Source organism: Desulfurococcus mucosus DSM 2162, assembly GCF_000186365.1.
In the GTDB taxonomy this organism is placed as follows: domain Archaea; phylum Thermoproteota; class Thermoprotei_A; order Sulfolobales; family Desulfurococcaceae; genus Desulfurococcus; species Desulfurococcus mucosus.
On record NC_014961.1, the window covers coordinates 1 to 19,564 of the forward strand.

At 53.3% G+C, this 19,564-nt stretch carries 19 protein-coding genes and 2 tRNA genes; 9 read left to right on the top strand and 12 right to left on the bottom strand.

The window, feature by feature from the left end; all coding sequences use genetic code 11:
- Nucleotides 1-258 precede the first annotated feature (258 nt).
- The 3 genes from DESMU_RS00010 to DESMU_RS00020 all read left to right on the top strand — a co-directional run bounded on the left by DESMU_RS00010 (nucleotide 259) and on the right by DESMU_RS00020 (nucleotide 4,046).
- Nucleotides 259-1,443: a Cdc6/Cdc18 family protein gene (locus tag DESMU_RS00010; RefSeq protein ID WP_013561543.1), complete on the top strand. Its 1,185-nt coding sequence runs from the start codon at nucleotides 259-261 to the stop codon at nucleotides 1,441-1,443.
- Between the two features lie 20 nt (nucleotides 1,444-1,463).
- Nucleotides 1,464-2,054, top strand: a complete 591-nt coding sequence (locus DESMU_RS00015; RefSeq protein ID WP_013561544.1) for an endonuclease dU — start codon at nucleotides 1,464-1,466, stop codon at nucleotides 2,052-2,054.
- A 66-nt stretch (nucleotides 2,055-2,120) separates the two neighbouring features.
- Nucleotides 2,121-4,046, top strand: coding sequence for a phosphoenolpyruvate carboxykinase (GTP) (locus DESMU_RS00020; RefSeq protein ID WP_148222773.1), 1,926 nt, complete (start codon nucleotides 2,121-2,123; stop codon nucleotides 4,044-4,046).
- Between the two features lie 44 nt (nucleotides 4,047-4,090).
- Here DESMU_RS00020 and DESMU_RS00025 read toward each other — a convergent pair.
- Nucleotides 4,091-4,164: transfer RNA gene (locus tag DESMU_RS00025), tRNA-Lys, on the bottom strand.
- Between the two features lie 99 nt (nucleotides 4,165-4,263).
- On the opposite strand from DESMU_RS00025, the gene DESMU_RS07065 reads away from it, so the two are divergent.
- Nucleotides 4,264-4,503: transfer RNA gene (locus tag DESMU_RS07065), tRNA-Gln, on the top strand.
- A gap of 3 nt (nucleotides 4,504-4,506) precedes the next feature.
- On the opposite strand, the gene DESMU_RS00030 is transcribed toward DESMU_RS07065, so the two are convergent.
- Together DESMU_RS00030 and DESMU_RS00035 are read right to left on the bottom strand one after the other, a co-directional pair.
- Nucleotides 4,507-5,871 (bottom strand): aspartate aminotransferase family protein, encoded by a 1,365-nt coding sequence (locus tag DESMU_RS00030; RefSeq protein WP_013561546.1) that lies wholly within the window; start codon nucleotides 5,869-5,871, stop codon nucleotides 4,507-4,509.
- Between the two features lie 39 nt (nucleotides 5,872-5,910).
- A complete protein-coding gene (locus DESMU_RS00035) occupies nucleotides 5,911-6,132 on the bottom strand; it encodes a hypothetical protein (RefSeq protein WP_013561547.1) in 222 nt (73 codons plus the stop codon).
- A 111-nt stretch (nucleotides 6,133-6,243) separates the two neighbouring features.
- Between DESMU_RS00035 and DESMU_RS00040 the strand changes: the two genes are divergently transcribed.
- Nucleotides 6,244-7,632: an alanine/glycine:cation symporter family protein gene (locus DESMU_RS00040; protein ID WP_013561548.1), complete on the top strand. Its 1,389-nt coding sequence runs from the start codon at nucleotides 6,244-6,246 to the stop codon at nucleotides 7,630-7,632.
- Between the two features lie 41 nt (nucleotides 7,633-7,673).
- Here the strand turns inward: DESMU_RS00040 and tes are convergent, their stop codons facing one another.
- On the bottom strand, nucleotides 7,674-9,365 hold the full coding sequence (tes, locus tag DESMU_RS00045) for a tetraether lipid synthase Tes (protein ID WP_013561549.1): 1,692 nt from the start codon (nucleotides 9,363-9,365) through the stop codon (nucleotides 7,674-7,676).
- A 119-nt stretch (nucleotides 9,366-9,484) separates the two neighbouring features.
- On the opposite strand from tes, the gene DESMU_RS00050 reads away from it, so the two are divergent.
- From DESMU_RS00050 to DESMU_RS00065, 4 genes are read left to right on the top strand one after another with little or no spacing between them, the layout of a single operon-like run.
- Nucleotides 9,485-10,066, top strand: coding sequence for an adenylate kinase family protein (locus DESMU_RS00050; RefSeq protein WP_013561550.1), 582 nt, complete (start codon nucleotides 9,485-9,487; stop codon nucleotides 10,064-10,066).
- Nucleotides 10,059-10,919: a GTPase gene (locus tag DESMU_RS00055; RefSeq protein ID WP_013561551.1), complete on the top strand. Its 861-nt coding sequence runs from the start codon at nucleotides 10,059-10,061 to the stop codon at nucleotides 10,917-10,919. The genes DESMU_RS00050 and DESMU_RS00055 overlap by 8 nt, the downstream gene beginning before the upstream one ends.
- A complete protein-coding gene (locus DESMU_RS00060) occupies nucleotides 10,882-11,082 on the top strand; it encodes a MoaD/ThiS family protein (RefSeq protein ID WP_013561552.1) in 201 nt (66 codons plus the stop codon). The genes DESMU_RS00055 and DESMU_RS00060 overlap by 38 nt, the downstream gene beginning before the upstream one ends.
- A gap of 14 nt (nucleotides 11,083-11,096) precedes the next feature.
- A complete protein-coding gene (locus tag DESMU_RS00065) occupies nucleotides 11,097-11,879 on the top strand; it encodes a HesA/MoeB/ThiF family protein (protein ID WP_013561553.1) in 783 nt (260 codons plus the stop codon).
- On the opposite strand, the gene DESMU_RS00070 is transcribed toward DESMU_RS00065, so the two are convergent.
- From DESMU_RS00070 to DESMU_RS00105, 8 genes are all read right to left on the bottom strand, one after another.
- Nucleotides 11,848-12,111, bottom strand: a complete 264-nt coding sequence (locus DESMU_RS00070) for a MoaD/ThiS family protein (protein ID WP_048078728.1) — start codon at nucleotides 12,109-12,111, stop codon at nucleotides 11,848-11,850. The two genes, DESMU_RS00065 and DESMU_RS00070, sit on opposite strands and share 32 nt — an antisense overlap.
- Nucleotides 12,112-12,187: 76 nt before the next feature.
- A complete protein-coding gene (locus DESMU_RS00075; RefSeq protein ID WP_013561555.1) occupies nucleotides 12,188-12,397 on the bottom strand; it encodes a MoaD/ThiS family protein in 210 nt (69 codons plus the stop codon).
- Entirely contained in the window at nucleotides 12,394-12,912 is a 519-nt protein-coding gene (locus tag DESMU_RS00080; protein WP_013561556.1) for a DUF2148 domain-containing protein, read from the bottom strand. Before DESMU_RS00080 ends, DESMU_RS00075 begins: the two co-directional genes overlap by 4 nt.
- 1,098 nt (nucleotides 12,913-14,010) lie before the next feature.
- Nucleotides 14,011-14,733: a purine-nucleoside phosphorylase gene (locus DESMU_RS00085; protein WP_013561557.1), complete on the bottom strand. Its 723-nt coding sequence runs from the start codon at nucleotides 14,731-14,733 to the stop codon at nucleotides 14,011-14,013.
- Nucleotides 14,734-14,739: 6 nt separating this feature from the next.
- Nucleotides 14,740-15,660 (bottom strand): ABC transporter permease, encoded by a 921-nt coding sequence (locus DESMU_RS00090; protein ID WP_013561558.1) that lies wholly within the window; start codon nucleotides 15,658-15,660, stop codon nucleotides 14,740-14,742.
- Nucleotides 15,657-16,691, bottom strand: coding sequence for an ABC transporter permease (locus DESMU_RS00095; RefSeq protein ID WP_013561559.1), 1,035 nt, complete (start codon nucleotides 16,689-16,691; stop codon nucleotides 15,657-15,659). Before DESMU_RS00095 ends, DESMU_RS00090 begins: the two co-directional genes overlap by 4 nt.
- Complete coding sequence (locus DESMU_RS00100) at nucleotides 16,684-18,186, bottom strand: ABC transporter ATP-binding protein (RefSeq protein WP_013561560.1); 1,503 nt, start codon at nucleotides 18,184-18,186, stop codon at nucleotides 16,684-16,686. Before DESMU_RS00100 ends, DESMU_RS00095 begins: the two co-directional genes overlap by 8 nt.
- 82 nt (nucleotides 18,187-18,268) lie before the next feature.
- Nucleotides 18,269-19,507: a BMP family lipoprotein gene (locus DESMU_RS00105; RefSeq protein WP_013561561.1), complete on the bottom strand. Its 1,239-nt coding sequence runs from the start codon at nucleotides 19,505-19,507 to the stop codon at nucleotides 18,269-18,271.
- Between the last annotated feature and the right edge of the window lie 57 nt (nucleotides 19,508-19,564).

The window sequence follows — 19,564 nt, forward strand, 5'->3', positions numbered from 1 at the left end:
TTTTATGTATAGGTGATGGTGATGAGGAAAGGTATTTAGCGATGAGGGGGCTGCAACCCTTCGTGAACGAGGGGTTGTTCCCGAGCAGAGACAACCAGATGGGGGGATCTCTGACCACCCCGACTGCCCCGCAAATGACAGATGTAAACCCGAACAAATGCGGGGAACCAATGAACCGCCCCAAGGGAACCCCCGCCCTAAAGGGCGGGGAGGAGGTCAGATAAGTGTTTCCCGGCTTGGCTGACACGGGTGTTGGTCTTGGAGGACATAATCGATGAGCTCATAAAGAAGCGGGGATTTGCATCAAAGGTGTTTAAGAACAGGGAGGTGTTGCACCCCGACTACATACCTGACACCCTGCCCCACAGGGAGAACGAGATCAAGAAGCTGGCTGAGCACCTGCTTGTCTCGGCTCAGGGTATAAGGCCAAGCAATGTCCTGATATACGGGTTAACGGGAACCGGGAAAACCGTGGTAGCGAAGTACGTGGTGGGCAAGCTCAAGGAGAAGGCTTCCATGCTGAGCACTAGGCTCGACTACGCCTATGTCAACACTAGGAAGCTTGACACAACGTACAGGGTGATAGCAAGCATAGCGCAGAGCATAGGCCTCAGGATACCTCACACGGGGCTTGCGGTGAGCGAGGTGTATAGGAGGTATATTAACGCGCTGGAGAGCTGGGGCGGCCTCCACATAGTGGTGCTCGATGAAGTGGACTACTATGTTAAACGTGAAGGCGACGACTTGATATATAAGCTTGTGAGAGCCAACGAGGAGTTAACCAGGGCGAAGATAGTCCTAGTCGGTATAACCAATGACATAAACTTCGTGGAAAACCTTGATCCAAGGGTGAGGTCGAGCATGGGGGAGGTTGAGATGGTTTTCCCGCCCTACAATGCTGAGCAACTCTACACCATACTGAGGCAGAGGGCTGAGTTAGCATTCAACCCCGGTGTGATAGATGATGGAGTGATATCGTATTGTGCAGCACTAGCTGCTAGAGAGCACGGTGATGCAAGGAGAGCCCTCGACCTACTCAGGGTGTCAGGGGAGATAGCGGATCGCGAGGGAGCCGACAGGGTAACCATAGAGCACGTCAAGAAGGCAACCCTTGAGATCGAGGAGGGTAGAATATATCAAAGCGTTGTGACACTGCCACTGCATCAGAAGATAGTGTTGAAGAAGATAGTTGAGCTCGTTGAAGCGAAGGGTTCGGCGACAACCGGGGAAATATACGCGGCATACGCTGAGTCCATGAAGAGCTTGAAGTACGAGCCTCTTTCCCCGAGGAGGATCAGCGAGATACTTATGCAGCTAGACATGATGGGGTTGATAACCTCTGAGACCATTAGCAGGGGAAGGTACGGTGTCACAAAGGTGGTGAGAGTTAAGAAGGATGTGCTCCAGGTGGTTAAGGAGGCTTTGAAAGACGTTGAGGCATAAACGGGCAGCGTGGTAGGCTGATGCAGGACTGCGGCCTAGTCACCGTGGAGGCATACGACGACGGCTTCTTCCCCGTCGAGTACAAGGGTGGTAGGGGGGACACCTATGTAGTGGGGGTTAAGACATGTGGTTCATCCAGGATCATCAACATAGCTGCCTCCAGGATAATTGTTGACGGCGGATGGACCCATGTAGCTGTAAGGGAGATGTCGAGGCTCCTAGGTGGCGGAGTGATAATGCTAGACGGAGTCACATACGCTGGTTTCGACGTCGTAGACCCCTTCTCCCTGAGCAGTGAGACAGGGAAACCCGTGATAGCTGTGCAACTACACCCCCTTAACCTTGAAAGAGTCAAGGCAGCGTTGCTGAAGCACTTCGCTGACTGGGAGGAGAGGTTCCGGGTTATAAGAGACTACTATAATAGCCTCGTTCCTGTGGAGACACCGTGGAGACCCATCCAGGTAGCCTACACAGGGATCAGCCTTGGTGAAGCCGTGTCCATCCTGAGGCAGACGTGCATATATAGCCCTGAGCCTGAGCCGCTTAGAATAGCTGACATGATAGCGTCATCGCTCTCCCGGCTGTGGCTCAACCAATGTGTCCTGTGTTGAGAAGCGGGGTCATGGGTCCCGCACGCATCCATGTTGAGGGTGTTGAACCCAATATTTATAGATTGAATGAGGCATCATCGTGTCAAAGTGGGGGTGAGGGGCGTGGATGCATCAGTGACCGGCCTGCTTACCCGTCTCTCCAGGTATGCTGATGAAAGAGCCGTGGAGAGGCTCTCCCGGATAAGCGACAGAAGGCTTCTCGAATGGATTACCGAGGTAGTGGAGCTACTTGAACCCGCCTCGGTCTTCGTGAACACGGGCAGCAGGGAGGATTTAGAGTACATTAGGATGAGGGCGGTTGAGAAACGGGAGGAGATACCGAGCCGGTATAATCCCAGGCACACTGTTCACTTCGACGGTATCTACGATCTAGCGAGGGATAGGGAGAACACGAGGATCCTGACCCCGGGAGGCTCTCCAATCCCAATGGTTAACACTGGGAACAGGGATGAGGGTTTAAGGGAGCTCAGGGAGATCTACCGGGGCATAATGCGCGGCAAGGAGATGTACATAGGGTTCTACTGTTTCGGACCCCGGGGCTCACCATTCACACTATACGGGGTTCAAGTAACTGACTCCGCGTACGTCATGCACAGCGAGAACATATTGTACAGGGTGTGCTACGATGTGTTCGTTGAGAAAGGAGGCTCCATGAGATACATGAGGTTCCTCCATAGTGCAGGAGAGTTAAACGAGTATGGTTGGAGCAGGAATATATCGAAGAGGAGAATATACATAGACACAGTGGACAACATAACCTACAGCGTTAACACACAGTACGCTGGGAACACCGTTGGCTTGAAGAAGCTGTCGCTGAGGCTCTGTGTTAACCAGGGGTACAGGGAGAACTGGCTATGCGAGCACATGTTCATAGTAGGGGTGAAGGGCACCGGTGACACTATCTCCTATTTCACCGGTGCATTTCCAGCTGGATGCGGGAAGACATCCACGGCCCTGATAGCGGACACCGTTGTAGGCGACGATCTAGCCATGATAAGGAATGTTAACGGGGAGGCGAGAGCCGTCAACCCTGAGATAGGGATGTTCGGGATAATAGACGGCGTGAACCCGGTGGATGACCCGGAGATCTACGGGATACTTTCATCAAGGGAAACCGAGGTAATATTCAGCAATGTTCTTCTAACCGAGGATGGCGAGGTATGGTGGAATGGGAAGCCGAGTGAGCCTAGGAGAGGGGTAAACTACGCTGGTGAATGGTGGCCCGGCAAGCTGGATGAAAAAGGGAGGCCTATTCCTCCATCTCATCCGAATGCGAGGTTCACTACGAGCATATTCTACCTGAGTAAAGTCGACCCCAGGATAAATGATCCCAACGGTGTTCCAGTCAGCGGCATGATCTTCGGTGGCAGAGACTCTGACACATGGGTCCCCGTTGAAGAAGCCTTCAACTGGGTTCACGGCATAGTCACGAAAGGTGCCTCCCTTGAATCGGAGAGAACCACTGCTGTGCTCGGGAAGGCGGGTGAAAGAGAGTTTAATCCATTCGCCATACTAGACTTTCTCTCAGTGTCGCCGGGAGAGTTCATTGAGTTACACTTCAGGTTCGGCGACGGACTCGAGAAGCAGCCCAGGATATATGGCGTCAACTACTTCCTGAGGGATGAGGCCGGGAGATACCTCACGGAGAAAGTGGATAAAAGGGTCTGGTTGAAGTGGATGGCGCTCAGGGTGAACAATGAGGTAGATGCATTGGAGACGCCTACAGGCCTCATACCTGTCTATGAGGATCTAGCCGTGCTCTTCAAGAGAGAGCTGGGGAAGGAGTTCTCCATAGAACTCTACGAGAAACTCTTCACGGTGAGAGTAGGCAAGCACTTGGAGAAAGCTGAGAGGATACTTAGAATATACGAGAACATACCTGGAACACCAAGGCTCTTCTTCGACACGCTGATAGAGCAGAAGAGGAGGCTTAAGCATGCCCTCGACAAGTACGGCATGTTCATCTCCCCTCTCAGCCTTGATAAGCGTTGAGTAGCTGTAGCAGACTGGTCGGCGCGCCGGTGTGGCGGGTGACGCGGGCCCGCCGGGATTCGAACCCGGGACCTACGGGTTAAAAGCCCGCCGCTCTACCAAGCTGAGCTACGGGCCCAGCAATTTTCATGGATACGCACCCGGGATTTTAAAGCATACCGCCCTCTATGCGATGAGCTTTAAAAACCTGCAACCCCCATATCTAATGTATTGAGGAAGCCGGGTCGTCTAGCGGCCAAGGATGCGGGGCTCTGGCCCACCCCCGGCCGCCTGACCCTTCTAAGCCAGCCCAGTCAACACCTAGGGTGGGTTCCTGCGACCCTATGAACAGATTCCCGGAGGATGCCTGGTGCATGTGGAAAAACTTAAAAGCCCGGCTACCGGATTATTAGGGTAGGGTCAGGCGGCCGCGGTGGGGAGAGCCCCCGTGACCGGGGTTCGAATCCCCGCCCGGCTACCTTTACTTCCACGCTGTCATCTTGTCAACTACTTCATCCGGGACCTTTCCCTCTAAAACATCCTTCACGGACTCCTCGATGATATCTATCCCCTTGTCGAGGTCTTCCCTCGGTATGGTTAAGGGTGGGGCTATTCTGAGGACGTTGCCGTATTTACCGTAGGTCATCATCACCAATCCCTTTTCCCACGCCCTCCATATTATCTTCAACGCCTTCGCTCTATCAGGCCTCTTGCTCTTCTTATCTACAACTATGTCAACCCCTATCATTAAGCCTAACCCTCTCACATCGCCCACTACTTCATACTTCTCCTTTAACTCGTTGAGCCTCTTCAACGCGTACTCACCCATCTCCCTGGCCCTCTCATGCAGGTTGTTCCTGGTGACGTATTTCACCACTGCTATTGCGGCGGCAACCGAGGCTGCATGCGCGGCGGAGGTCGCGAAGAATGACTGGGGTGGGGCTGAATCCATGATATCGCTCCTCCCGACGACGGCGGATACAGGCATCCCGCCTCCAAGCGCCTTGCCCAGCACCATTAGGTCCGGCTCCACGGAGTAGTGCTCTATGGCGAATAGTCTACCGGTTCTCCCCATGCCGGTCTGCACTTCGTCATCTATTAGCACGATCCCGTGTTCGCTTGCCATCTTCCTCACCCCTTTAATGAAGTTCGCCGGCGGTATCAGGACTCCCCCGTCCCCCTGAACAGGTTCAAGTATTATGGCTGCTACATTGGAGCCCCCGATCTTCTTCAACAACTCCTCGAACCTGGATAAATATAGCTCGCCGCATTCCTCAGGGTCTTCGACGCCGCCTATACACCTATAGGTATCCGGGTACTCGGCGAAGTACACATCCCTGAACGGCATTAACCCGCGTAGCTCGGGGCTGAAGGAGCCGCTTACAGCTATGTCGAGGGCTGTTGTCCCATGGTAGGAGTAGTCGAAGGACACGATGACGCGTCTACGCGTATAGACTAGTGCAGCCTTCAACGCTGCGTCGTTAGCGTCTCCGCCGCTCAGTCCGAATGCGACTTTTTTCTCGAAGGAGCCTGGAGTGATGCCTGCGAGGAGCTCAGCCAGCTCCACTACTGGTTCATGGTAGAGGTAGAGGCAGTAATGTATGAACTTGTCTAGCTGCGTCTTCACTGCTTCCAGTACTTCCCTATTACTGTGTCCGACATTATACGTGGCAGCGCTCGACAGGAAGTCTATATACTCCCTTCCATCGGTGTCCCATATCCTCGCGTTCAACGCTTTCCCAACGATCATTGGGAAGTACTTGAACGCCTGACTACCTGAGACGTACCTCTTATATTTCTCTATGAGCTGGGAGCTCGTGCCACGTGCCCGGCTTGGGGAACCCATTGGTTAAGCACCAGTTGAATAACGGTTAATGCGCTGGCTTCAGCCGGCCTGAGCCCGCTTCCTGCCAGCTATCCATGCAGCTAGCTCCAGTAGTATCAGTAGCAGCACGATGGATATGTGGGCGGGCCAGTTATTCAACACGTCTTCCACGCCGGTTGAGAAGCCTAGTGCCAGGAGGAGTGATGCTACCACTATTATGGATGCCAGCCATGTGGCGAGTGAGAGGGGTGTCGGCCCTCGTGGGATGTTTTCTCCACTCATCCATGTACACCTCGGAGGAGTATTATGTGTCTGGAAGTATAAATACTTTTCCCACACATATTGGGGAACATTTAAATACTATGCCCGGGTAGATATCTAAGGGGGAGCAGGATGGATGTAATCGAGCTAATAAGGTATATCGATGGACTAGTATGGGGACTACCCGCGATAATGATACTGGTTGGAACAGGGGTAGCTATAGCCATACTCGGCGGTTTCTTCCAGGTTCGATACCTTGGTAAAGCATTCAAGAACCTCCTCTATAAGGGTACGGGCGGGAAAGGCGAGGTGAAGCCCTTCGCGCTTTTCGCAGCCGTGATGGGTGCGACAGTCGGCGTGGGCAACATAGCAGGGGTATCCACAGCGGTGCACTTAGGTGGGGCGGGAGCCCTGTTCTGGATGTGGGTGTGCGCCATACTGGGCATGGGCACTAAGGCTGTTGAGGCAACCCTGGCGGCGTGGTCGAGGAGGATTACCCCGGATGGAAGGGTTGAGGGCGGTACACCATACTACATTAGGCTGGTGCCGGTAATTGGGCCGGCGCTCGCCGTGGTGTTCTCGGTGTTCACATTTATCGCTGCATACGGCATAGGTAACACTGTGCAAGCCAACAACGTGGCGCTCGGCGTCGAGTACATAGCTAAGGGGTATGGATGGGACCCAGGGTTGGCGAGGCTTGTAGCCGGCGTCCTGATGTTCGTGTTCACGGCCCTGGTTGTTCTCGGAGGCATAAGGAGGATAGCCGACGTATCCAACTACCTGGTGCCCTTCATGGCTTTCTGGTATATCGCTGCAAGCCTCATTATATGGGTGAAGTACGCGGGTAACTTCCCGTTGGCTATAAAGGAGATATTCACCTATGCGTTCACGCCTCAGGCAGCTGCAGGAGGCTTAGCCGGCTGGATGGTGTACTCTGCTATCAGATACGGGTTTGCAAGGGGATTGTTCTCGAATGAGGCTGGCTTGGGCAGTGCCCCTAACGCATATGCATATATGACCGTGGATCACCCCGGTAGAGTAGGGCTCTACGGGGTCTTCGAGGTCTTCATGGACACTATAGTGATATGCACTATGACCGGCATAGTTGATGTTGTTACACGCGTATACATCGAGAGGCCGGACCTAGACGGTGCAGCGCTCGCCATGGAGGCCTTCTACAGGGCTTACGGCGGGTGGGCCCCGCCCATACTCGGCATAGCACTAGCGTTGTTCGCGTACACGACGCTGCTGACGTGGGAATGGTATGGTGAGGTAAACTGGCTCTACTTCTGGAGCAAGACGCTTGGGTTACCCGAGAAGCCCTTGATGTGGATATGGAGGGTTATGTGGGTTATACCGATAATCCCGGCTGCTGTCTCAGCCGGGTTGTTCAAGGCGTTCTGGGATTTCGCTGACACTATGAACGGGTTAATGGCCATTCCCAACCTGATAGCTGTAGCATACTTTGCACCTGTTGGAATAGGGTTGATAAAGGACTTCCTGAAGAGCGGGAAAGTATAGGTTCTCCGGGAAATACATGGCTACAAAGGTTTAAGCCTTTTTCACTTCCCCGGCATCAATACTCCCTCATAGGTCAACTTGTATAGTTCGCTTGATTCAAGCCTCCTCCTGTCCCTGACATACTTCCTGGTGACCATGCCCTTAGGCATACCATACTTCCTGGAGTATTCTTCGAGCGGGATCCCATGCTCCCTCTGTATCTTATCCCTGTATATGTCGTCAAATATGTTGAATGCGCAGAACGGGATCAGCCTGCCGTCTGGCGTAGAGTAGTGTATGTTGCAGCGTTGCACTCTCTGAATATCGTAGTTGTATAAGTCCATGAAGTGCATTTGCCCCAGGAAGAGTAGCCTGTAGTGTAGTTCCCCTAGGGCGTCATAGCTCCTCTTAACAACTATGTTGAATAGTAGCTTGTAGAGGTCGAAGCCCTCCGGCTGCTTACTCGGGTCTATGAACTTCCTTATAGAGTAGAGTACTTTGAGCCCGGTCACATACCTGTTGGAGCCTGCTACTAGATCCTCCCACTTCTCCCTAAGGTACTCGAGGAGCCCCTCCACGTCGACGAAGCTCGTTATAGGTGTCAGCTTCACCCCGCTGTTCTCTCTCTCAACGTAGACGTATGTTCCAACGCCGCAGATAGGGTGGTTGCTCATCTCGAACTTGAACTCGCCGCTGAACCCCTCTATGAACCTCGAGAACACGGCGCTCACGTTCACAGGGAACCATGCCTCCCTAGGTACTTCTCCACCGGTCTGCTCCTCGATGAGCTTGGCGACCTCGGGTATTGTCACCCTGTATTTATCCCTTTCATGCTTCTTCATGTAGCCTGTGAGGCTCACCGGCTGGAAGTTGACGGCTCTAACAATATCTATGTGTTTAGCAGCGAACCTGACTATTGCACCGAGCTCGTGTGTGTTAACGCCCTTGATGACAGTGGGGACTAGTACCACGCTGGTCATGCCGGCTTTCCTAAAGGTTTCGAAGATGTATGGTATCTCCCAGTGGTTCTTCCAGTTTGTCACAGGTGAGACGCCGTCGAAGCTGAGGTACACGGTGTTCACGCCGTTGACTCTGAGCTGCCTAGCGTATTCGACGGCTTTTCCAGGATCCTCAAGGTAGAGCTCTGCGAACTTTATCCCGTTAGTGTTCAGCTGTATGTGTCTAACACCCTCCTCCCTTAGCAGTTTAACTATGTCGACCAAGTCCTCTCTCAGCAGGGGTTCTCCGCCTGTGAGCTGTATTGCAACCGTTACCCCCTGCTTCTTAATGCTCCTAACCATCCCTCTTATCTGCTCCAAGCTGGGCTCGTAGACGTATCCAGCGGCCTCAGAGTAGAAGAAGCAGTACCAGCAGGAGAGATTACACCTGTTCGTGACAACCATGTTGACTAATGCGGTGTGCTGCTTGTGCATGGGGCATAATCCACAGTTGAAGGGGCAGAGGGTTTTAACCTGCGTGTATATGTGTCTAGTACCCCTTCCATCCTCCGTGTACTTTGTAACCCTCTTGTAGAACTCTACATCCCCATAGTAGAGTTCCTCTATCTCCCCGTGCTCGGGGCATACCCTCCTGATGTAGACCTTCCCCTCCCTCTCAACTATGACTGCTGGGAGAACCCTGTAGCAGTATGGGCACACGCTTGCCGTAAGCGAGAGGGCTTCCTCGCCGCCGCGTAGCTTCGGGAGGGTGTAGGCTATTTCCCCAGGCTTCTTGGATAACTGCTGTAGGCTCAAATCACCCACCAGTAGACTTATAACATGTTTATAGTTGGCTGCGTTAAAAAGCTTTGGCCACGCATCCTTGGCAATCAATAATAGGGGTGACACTGTTATTTCACAGGGGTGCTCTCTCCATGGGTTTACTCTTGGTTGTGGCTGGTGTACCAGGCACCGGTAAGACGAGTGTTGCCAGGGAGCTGGCTTCTCTAACTGGTTTCCCACTGGTGGAGCTCGGGAGTTACGCGGTGGAGAAAGGGCTTGTTGCAGGCTTCGATGCTGAGACAGGTAGCTATGTGATCGATGAGGATGCATTGTCCCGCGAGGTCTCCGCGTTAGCGGAGAGTGTTGAGGGCCGTCTCATAGTCAGCACGCATTACCCTGAGATCCTGGAGCCAGATGTGGTTGAGAAAGTGTTTGTTTTAAGGGCTCACCCGCTCGTGCTCGCGGAGAGGCTTGAGTCAAGGGGGTGGGGTAGGAGGAAGATAAATGAGAACGTTATGGCCGAGATACTGGGTGTAGTCTCATACAATGCTGTTGAAGCCTTCGGGGAGGGAAAGGTATACGAGGTGGATACATCAAACGCGTCTCCAGGCGAGGTAGCCAGGCTGATAGTAGGCGTGTTAGAGGGGAGGGTTAACCTGGCCCCAGGCATCAGGATAGATTGGCTGCCAATACTTCCCCCAGAAGTATTGTCGAGGTTCGACAACTATGAGTAGCCGCGGAGGCTTCACGCTTGCCTCATGGAGCCAGCTCGAGAAAATGGTGTCCAGGGTAGATGTAGTGTTAATGGTGCTCGACTCAAGGGATCCCTTGAGCACCTTCAGCAGGAGACTGGAGTCCATGGTGGAGAGGAATGGGAGGAAACTCATCCTCGTGTTGAACAAGGCGGACCTGGTTCCAAGGAGTGTCGCCGAGGAGTGGAAGGAGTACTTCACTGAGAAAGGGTATACAACAGTCTACATGGCTGCGGCAAGACACATGGGTACATTGAGGCTGAGGAGAACCATACGTAGGGTGGCACCGTCACTGCCGACACTGGTGGCTGTAGCAGGGTACCCCAAGGTAGGGAAGTCCTCCATAATCAACGGGTTGAAGGGAAGGCACTCGGCATCCACAAGCCCATACCCTGGGAGCCCTGGTTACACGAGGCATTTCCAGGTTTACAGGGTTGACAAGGATATAATGGTCGTCGACTCCCCCGGTGTAATACCTGTTGAAGGCGGGGAGCTCGAGATGGTTATAAGGGGCTTTCCCCCGGAGAAGCTCGACGACCCTGTGCCGCCCGCGGTGAAGCTCATAGAGAGGATACTACGCTACCATCCAGACGCCTTTAAGAAGGCATACGGTATAGCTGAAACCAACCCCCTGAGGATCCTGGAGGAGCTCGCTGTTAAACGCGGCTGGTTCTACAAGGCGACAAGGGAGCCCTTGATAGAGGAGGCTGCTAGAACCATTATAAGGAACTATCATGATGGGCGGATACCGTTTTATATAAGGCCTTCACAGATACTAGGTGGCGGGGGAGCCCTTAATGATAAAGGTGAGGGTGGCGGGGGAGCAGTCACCTAGGATCGTGGAGGCCGCGGGGATACGTGTCTCCGAGCTGCTTGAACGCCTCGGCTTATCGAGGTCGGAGCACATTGTTTTAAGGAACGGGGTCCCGTTGACGGAGGACGAGGTCCTCGGGGACGGTGACGAAGTCCTAGTCTACCTGGTTAAGTCGGGTGGTTGAGCCGGGTGGTATAGGTGGCTCTAAGCGAGGAGGAATTGGAGAGGTATAGTAGGCAGCTGCCCATTATAGGCGTGGAGGGGCAGGCGAAGCTCAAGAACACGAGCATCCTGGTTGCCGGGGCAGGCGGGCTTGGGTCAGCCGTACTATACTATTTGACCGCGGCTGGAGTAGGCAGGATAATATTCATAGACGAGGGCCTAGTCGAGTTAAGCAACCTTCAGAGACAGATACTCTACACTGTGGACGACATAGGTAGGTCGAAGGTCACGGCGGCATATGAAAGACTGCGCAGACTGAACCCGAACGTGCTCCTGGAACCGGTGCAGGCCTCCATAACCAGGGAACTACTAGACGAGGTGATGCAGCGCGTCGACATAGTTGTCGATGCACTCGACAACTGGGAGACACGCTTCACCCTGGATGAGGCGGCGTGGAGGCACGGTAAGCCCCTGGTCCACGCTGGGGTTGGAGAACACTATGGCCAGTTAACGGTGGTCATACCTGGTAAAACCCCTTGCCTGAGATACTTGTTCCATGGGGTTAGAGCCAGGGAGAAGGGTAGGGTAATAGTCATGCCACACATACCGGGCTTACTGGGACTGCTTGAGGTCAACGAGGTCTTCAAACTGATCCTAGGGTACGGCGACGTGATGGCCGGCAGAATACTCCTCTTCAACGCTAAAGCCCCCTCTATAGAGGTTATCGAGGTGAAGTGCGGCGACTTCGAGAAGCACTGCGGTAAGCCGGGTGCGGTGGTCGAGGGGCTTAGCCACCCATCTCAGGGGTTACAAGCGTGATCCTGTCGCCATCCTTTAACGGTGTCTCGGGTGAGAGGACGGGTTTGCCGTTGACCAGGGTTACAAATATGTAGTGCCCGTTAATGTATCTCTCGTAGAGCACCGGGTTCGTGCGCTCACTTAGAGCACGTATAGCATCCTTCAGAGTCGAGTTCTCCGGCAACTCTAGTTCAGCCATGTTTACACCGGCGTAGTCGCTGGCTCTCCCGAGCACTACGAGTGTAACCCTCATGCCCCCGGCCCCCGTTAACAAGTATTTTCTTCCACCCTCTTAAGCTCTCCCATGGTTCCGGCTTGAAGCCCTGGATTCAACCCCCCAGGAACTCCTCGACAACCACCACTGTATCCCCTTTCCTGACGACGCGCCTCATGTCCTCTACTAGCCTCCCGTTGACGAGGACTAGGACTCCATCGCTTGAGAGCTCGTTCCTCAGCTTCTCCAGGATCACCTGTACCTCAGCCTCTTCAGCGTCGACCTCCACCTCTATGTTCCTTGGAAGTAGTTTAACCTTGATCAAGGCTTCCTCGCCGAGGACTGCTGCCTGTCGAAATACATGTTCTTTCCCCTGATGGATAAGGGCACCCCGTAGACTATGTCCGCGTCAAGTAGCCCGAGCTCCTGGGCTGCAACGCCGACTGAGAACATTATTCTGTTGTCGATGTTGAGCATGGAGGCTGTTTTAACGGCTGAGCCGAGTGCTATACCCAGGTTCACCACCGAGTTAACTGTGTCAGCGTCGAGGAGCCACTTATCCGGCTTAACTAGGCTGAGCTTTACGAGTCTACAGCCAATCAACACTACTGCGTCGCTGCCCGCAACACTGTCGGCATCCCTTTCGAAGAACGCTCCATACCTTCCTGCAAGCTCCCTCATCTTCGCCGCCAGCTTCTCCAGGATCCCTTTATCGGTCACCACCATGCAAACGATGTTGTCTACTCCACGGGCCTTCGGCGCGGTCTTAGCTGAGGCAACCATTAGCACAGCAACGGCTTCCACAGCCTTCTTAACGGCGTCCCCTTCATCGATCAACATGCTCCACCACGATACACTCTACATGCCCTTGTATTTAAGCATCCTGGAGGAGCCCGGAGGATACGGGTACGCATCCCCTGCATGCTTCACATGCCTCGTATAGGAGTGCATGGCTGATGCATGTGTCACGTGATCACTAGGGGTAGTTAATCGCTTATTAACTGTAGCGGAGGGCAGTTAACCAGTGATCCATCCACGTCGAGGACGCATCCACCAGCTAAAGGAACCCCCTGTTGAAAAACCCGTGGAAGAGTATTAAACCGTGGTCGAGGGGTAAGCGTGCAGGATCACGGCACACGTGACCAGGAATCGGACTCTGAAACATGGATCAATGCAGGTAACACCCATACAGGTGTATCAGTAGCCCAGACCCCTGTTACACCTAGGTCAATAATGCAGCCCTCTACATGATCACCCTGTATCAGTAATACCCATATAGCATGTAACAGAGACACGAGCGAAGAATCCAGGACACAGTTAACGGCATCGCGACATCAGATTTGAAAACCGTATAAACAAATGAAACAAGTATAGCATGCAAAGCATGGTAATACCCATGACCAGGACCCCCACGGTGCTTCAGTGAAATGATCTAGGTGTAGCATGGCACAGTCTACATGATCACCCTTCAAGGGTAATACTCACCGGTTTAGGCATATTTATCCATGTCTTGGAGCCGTGTGCATTAACACGGCTTACTATACATGTATTGCTACATGCAGCAAGCCAACATCACATGGTTAAATAAGCGGTGCAGTAATACCCTTACGCCACAACCCAGGGACACCGACCCCGTTAAACCTGGGTGCATCAACCAGGGCACTACGTGATCACCCCTCGAAAGTATTACCCATGATATCGTGTCACAGGGTTGCATTGCTTAAGACACCGGCGTGCATCGAGGACACTGTGCCATGTATTAAGCCAACGGCTCAAAACATGCACGAATACGATGAGCCGTGGAATGCAACGGGCTCCCACACTTATTCGAATCCACGTTCACTGCGCGCTGGGTCTCCAGGAGTGTTTCAGTATCCACAGGAGCAGGGATGTTAAAAAGCACCGGGCTTTCGCCAGCTCGCCTTGAGGGCGGGTTTTTCAGCTGTAGTCATGTAGAACCTCGAGGATCACCTTGGCAACCTTCTTGAAGGCTTCGCCGAGCTCCTCGGTACCTAGTATGGATTGATCCCCTTGGACCAGGTTGTTGCTTACGATGAGCACTGATGCTGCGTGTAGTTTCCTCAGCCAGCTAAGCGTGTAGAGTATAGCTGTCTCCATATCCACGGCTGCGACCCCGTAGCCTCTGAGCTCCTCGATCAACCCCTCTGTTTCAGCGTGGAGTGCGTCGCTCGTGAAGACTGGGGCAACCCATGTTTTCACCCCGGATCCCTTTAACGCATCAATAATCCTGGCTGCTAGAACAGGGTGTGGTGACGCAGGCGGTGTTAAATCCCTCATGTACATTGATGTAGCGCAGCCGCCTATCCTGCAGAGGGCGGTTGACGCAAGGATCACGTCTCCTACACGTATCTCATGCTGAATGGATCCAGCAGTGCCCAGTCTCACCACTACATTGACTCCCAGGCGGTGTAACTCCTCAACCACTATGCTTGCTGATGGCGCACCTATGCCGTGGGTCACGATCGATATCCTTTCACCCCTGTATTTCCCGATAGCGTAGACGTATCCCCTGACACCCGTCTTCACCACTGGCTCCTCGAGCAGTGTTGAGAGGAGTTCAACTCTATGAGGGTCGCCTACGATCAGCGCTGAACGCCCCATTCCCCCAGGGGGCTCCTTGATCAGTACATTGCCAACCATGCAGGATCACTCCTTGATGTAGGGCTTGCCCAGCGCCCTAGGCATCTGTATCTTCTTCATCACAAGCGTTATCACCAGTATTGTCGCCAGGTAGGGCATCATCTTAAACAGGTATGTTTCAGCCGTAAACTGCCTGCCAAGAAGCGACTGGAGCTCTATGGGAACACTTATAGATAGAGCCTCGAAGAACCCGAAGAGCAGTGCCCCTGCCACCGCCATAGCTGGATTCCAGTTGCTGAAGGCCTCGTTCGCCAACGCTATGAACCCTCTTCCAGCAGTGGTAGCCCTCGTGTAGTTGCCAAACCATTCAGCAGAGAGGTAGACCCCACCGAGACCCATGAGAATGGAGCCTATCACTGTTGCAAGCACCCTGACCCTGAACACGTTGACACCCATGGCTTCAGCCGCCCTAGGCTCGTCGCCGCAGGCCTTCAGGATCAATCCATACCTGGTTTTCTCGAGGATAAACCATTCGGCCACACCGATGATGAACGCTAGTATTGAGAACACTGGGATGATGAAGGGTTTTCCAGCAATGTTGAACTGTAGGCTCTGTATCTTCCCTATCTGCGGTGTCTGAGAGTAGTCTCCCCAAGTGATCGCCATGAGCACTATGGTCAACCCATACGCGACCATGTTGAGTCCGACGCCTGCTATAACCTGGTCGCTCCTCAAGTAGGCTGCAAGCAACCCGTGGAGTAAGCCGATGAGGCCACTGATAAGCAGGGCTGCAACAGCTCCGGCTAGGAGGCTCCCTGTCGCCAGGGTGAAGTAGACTGTTGAGAAAGCTGACACTATGAATACTCCTTCAACACCTATGTTGACTACACCGCTCTTCTCGTTGACTATGGCTCCCAGGGCACCGAAGAGTATGACTGTAGCGGAGAACAGGGTGTTTTCAACCAGGGCCGTGATGAAATCTATCATTCTCCTCCCCTCCGCATCCTTGAAGCTATCAGCTCGTACACGTATGTAGCTGATAGAGCCATTACCACTACGCCTATGACTACATCGGTCAAGTAGGGCGGTGCACCCGTGCGTAGTTCAACCCATTGACCGCCGAACTGTAGCCCGCTTATGAATAAGCCGGCTAACACTATCCCGATCGGGTTGTTTCTACCAAGCAACCCTATGCCTATTCCCAGGAATCCGAGACCATGTATCGATGACATGGTTGTGTCAATGGAGTATATTGTTGAAACCACGAATAATGCGCCGCCGAGCCCTGCGATACCCCCGGCGAGAGCCATGGTTGATAACAGTGTTCTCCCAATGTTGAAGCCGGCGTAGAGGGAGGCCTTGGGGTTTAACCCCACGGCACGTATAGAGTAGCCTAGCCCACTGTACTTCAGTGCAAGGTATACTAGTACGGCAACAATGGATATGATCGTGAAGCCGGCTACACCGGGCAACCTAGCTGGCTGAGGCACGAACACGCTCATATGCGAGTACACGGGGTCAGTGAACCTGGAGACTATCAGGTAGAGGACGAGGTAGTATGTAGCCCAATTCATCATTATCGCTACAACCACCTCGTTAACGCTCCTATAGGTTCTCAAATAACCCACTATAAGGCCCCACAAACCCCCCGCGAGTGCTCCCAGAAGTATCCCGGCGAAGGAGGCTAACAGGGGTTGCCCCACAGCATTGTACACGGTGTAAGTTGCCACCAGGCCTGTGAAGGCCCCGATGTAGAGCTGGGATTCCCCTCCTATATTAAACAAACCGGCCAGCATGGGTATTGAAAAAGCCAGCCCAGTTGCTATCACGGGAGTGCTCTGCTCCATCAGTATCCTCCAGTTCCTGAATCCCTCGCTGAACATTATGCTGAACACCCTGAGGGGGTCGTACCCGCTTACAAGTAGCACGGCGGCTGCCGCGGCGAAGCCTATTAGAAGGGAGAGAGCCTCCTCGGCGATCACCCTGGTGATCTTCGCTAGCAGGATCTCCCTATGCATTCACACCACCCATGAGGAGCCCTATTTTCTCAGGTGTGAACTCCTCGACCCGCCCCTCCCCCATGATTCTCCCCTCATACATAACTGCCACCCTATCGCTGAGCTGGAATATCTCATCTAAATCCGTTGAGACAAGGAGTATCCCGATACCCTGGTTCCTCAACTCCAGTAGCCTCTTCCTTATGAACTCTGTTGAAGCGACGTCGACTCCCTGCGTTGGCTCTGCAACAACTAGGATTCTCGGTTTCCTCGCGATCTCCCTGCCCACCATGAGCTTCTGCTGGTTGCCCCCACTGAGGAATTTAACCGGGGTATCAGGGTTCGGTGGTTGGACACCGTACTCCTTGATGACTTCAACCGCCTTCTCCTTCGCCTTCTTCCAGTTTACAATACCTAGTCTCCCAGTGTATTCATCTATGCTTGTAAGGATCGAGTTTTCGAGAACACTCATGTCGTGGATTAAACCTATCTTCCTGCTCTCAGGGATGTATGCTATTCCAAGCCTGTACCTCTCCTTCGTATCCAGCCAGGTTACATCCCTCGAGTCCAGGAGTATTCTCCCCTTGTACGGCTTCCTGAGCCCCGCTATTGTTTCACATAGCTCCGTCTGCCCGTTGCCCTGCACACCGGCTATGCCAAGTATCTCCCCCTCTCTCACTACAAGGCTCACTCCTCTCAATGCATCCACCCCCTCACCGCCCTTAACCCATATGTCTTCGATCCTGAGTACTTCCCTGCCGGGTCCCCTTGAAGGCGGCTTCTCTATGACTAGCTCCACATCCCTGGCAACCATCATCCTGGCTAGCTGCTGCTCCGATGCCTCACTCGTCTTCACGGTTCCAACCTTGCTTCCCCTCCTTAAAACCGTCACCCTGTCCGTTATCGCTTTAGCCTCCCTGAGCTTATGGGTGATCAATATAATGGTTATGCCTTTATCCCGTAGCCTTCTAAGAGATGTAAACAATTCTTCTACCTCGAGGGGTGTGAGCACGCTTGTAGGCTCATCCAGGATGAGTATGCGTGCATCCCTTATCAACGCCTTAAGGATTTCAACCCTCTGCTGTACTCCAACAGGGAGCTCTTCCACGGTCTTCCCCAGCGGGATCCTCAACCCTGTCTCAGCGATCAGTTTTTCCGCACGCTCCTCTGTATCATCCCTGGATACACCTGGGTTAACGGCACTCATGGAGAGATAGAGGTTGTCGAGCACGCTCATGGTTGGAACCAGTGAGAAATGCTGATATATCATTGCGATACCGTGCCTTATTGCATCCCTGGGGCTCCTGAACCTAACCCTTCTACCAAACACCTTGATCTCTCCATCGGTGGCATGTATTTCCCCGTAGAGTATGCGCATGAGCGTTGTCTTCCCAGCCCCGTTCTCGCCGAGTAAGCCGTGGATCTCTCCTTCTTCAACCTCGAAGTCGACGCCGCGGAGGGCGACGACTCCATCAGGGTATATTTTCCTGATGCCAAGCATTTCAACCGCTTTCATACCTGGACAACCATCTAGTGATGGGAGAACGGTGCGAACGGGGTAAAAAACGTGATTGAGAAGGTTAACCCGGCATGAAGGGTTAAACCTTCCCCTTGCTCAACGCGGCGTTTAGGTCACCGTTCTTCAGGGCGTTCACTATCTGGTTGTATTCGTCCTCAGTGCTCGGGCTCTTGAAGGCTATCTGCCCGCTGATGATCAACTGCTGCAGCTCCTGCATTATGCTCCACCCTGTCTCAGTGATGTATGTTCTACGGCTCTCGTTCACAATCCTGACCACGTCATCCGGCGTGAGCCCGGCTTCCAGCTTGGACTGGTTGTACGCTATCTCAGCGAAGTACTTGACGCCGTCGAGATCCCAGATGCCGACTCCACCATCCTTCAGGCTGAGGACATGTATTCCGCCACTCCACTGGTTCTTAACAACCATCTCGATAGCCTTGTACACGGCTACATCAACTCTTTTCGCACCGCTGAACGGCATGTACCTAGGCATGTACCACTCCTGGCTTGCGTCCTGACCTATGGCGAGCGCGGTACCCTTGCCCTGCTTATTCCAGTCTCTTACAGCGTCAAACATTCCGACATGTGTTAAGCCGGCTAAACCGTAGAGCACGCATGCACCGCTCTGCAGCATTGATGTAGCATACTGGTATCCTTTCTGCGTATCACCGAAGGTACCCGTGTAGTCCCATAGGAAGCCTATGGTTTTATTGGTCTTCATCTCATAATACTTGACGCCGAAGAGGTAGCCTACGTGGAACCTCCACAGTGGAGGAATAGACATACCGGCTACGGCACCCACCTTGTTGCACCCTATCTTGGATGCCATGTCGGCAGCCAGTACACCGACGAGTGCCCCAGCCTCCTGCTCTGAGAACAAGATGTCAACCTCATTAGGCCTATTGATGAATGTTGATGCATCAATCAAGGCATACTTCTGGTTCGGGTATTTGTCAGCGGTCTCATTCAACGGCGAGGTCCATAGGAAGCCCACGAGCACTATTAGATCGTACTCACCACTGCTTGAAAGAGTTTCAAGCAGCTCTTTCATCTTGCCCTGAGACTGTGGTGTCGTGTACTCAACGGTGACGCCGAAGTCGTGTTTAGCCTTCTCGGCACCAAGCCACGCCATGTCGTTGAAGCTCAGGTCTCCTCTACCGCCGACATCGAAGAGTATTGCCACCTTCACGGGTTTACTGGTTGTCGTCGTGGTTTTAGCTGGTTGAGACGTTGACACATAATAGTATACTCCTACAGCGGCCACCAGGATTACTACGACTAGGATTGCTACAAGGGTTTTCGTGGCGAGGGACTTCAAGCTATCCACCCCGTGTTTAAACACTTATTTATCCCCCAACATAATAAAACTTACGCT

Excerpts from the sequence above, each read along its gene's own strand:
- DESMU_RS00100 (WP_013561560.1), bottom strand. The coding sequence starts at position 18,186 with ATGAAAGCGGTTGAAATGCTTGGCATCAGGAAAATATACCCTGATGGA.
- DESMU_RS00055 (WP_013561551.1), top strand. The coding sequence starts at position 10,059 with ATGAGTAGCCGCGGAGGCTTCACGCTTGCCTCATGGAGCCAGCTCGAG.
- DESMU_RS00090 (WP_013561558.1), bottom strand. The coding sequence starts at position 15,660 with ATGATAGATTTCATCACGGCCCTGGTTGAAAACACCCTGTTCTCCGCT.
- DESMU_RS00035 (WP_013561547.1), bottom strand. The coding sequence starts at position 6,132 with ATGAGTGGAGAAAACATCCCACGAGGGCCGACACCCCTCTCACTCGCC.
- DESMU_RS00095 (WP_013561559.1), bottom strand. The coding sequence starts at position 16,691 with ATGCATAGGGAGATCCTGCTAGCGAAGATCACCAGGGTGATCGCCGAG.
- DESMU_RS00015 (WP_013561544.1), top strand. The coding sequence starts at position 1,464 with ATGCAGGACTGCGGCCTAGTCACCGTGGAGGCATACGACGACGGCTTC.
- DESMU_RS00070 (WP_048078728.1), bottom strand. The coding sequence starts at position 12,111 with ATGAGGGTTACACTCGTAGTGCTCGGGAGAGCCAGCGACTACGCCGGT.
- DESMU_RS00030 (WP_013561546.1), bottom strand. The coding sequence starts at position 5,871 with ATGGGTTCCCCAAGCCGGGCACGTGGCACGAGCTCCCAGCTCATAGAG.
- DESMU_RS00040 (WP_013561548.1), top strand. The coding sequence starts at position 6,244 with ATGGATGTAATCGAGCTAATAAGGTATATCGATGGACTAGTATGGGGA.
- DESMU_RS00080 (WP_013561556.1), bottom strand. The coding sequence starts at position 12,912 with ATGTTGATCGATGAAGGGGACGCCGTTAAGAAGGCTGTGGAAGCCGTT.
- DESMU_RS00050 (WP_013561550.1), top strand. The coding sequence starts at position 9,485 with ATGGGTTTACTCTTGGTTGTGGCTGGTGTACCAGGCACCGGTAAGACG.
- DESMU_RS00020 (WP_148222773.1), top strand. The coding sequence starts at position 2,121 with ATGAGGCATCATCGTGTCAAAGTGGGGGTGAGGGGCGTGGATGCATCA.
- DESMU_RS00085 (WP_013561557.1), bottom strand. The coding sequence starts at position 14,733 with ATGGTTGGCAATGTACTGATCAAGGAGCCCCCTGGGGGAATGGGGCGT.
- DESMU_RS00060 (WP_013561552.1), top strand. The coding sequence starts at position 10,882 with ATGATAAAGGTGAGGGTGGCGGGGGAGCAGTCACCTAGGATCGTGGAG.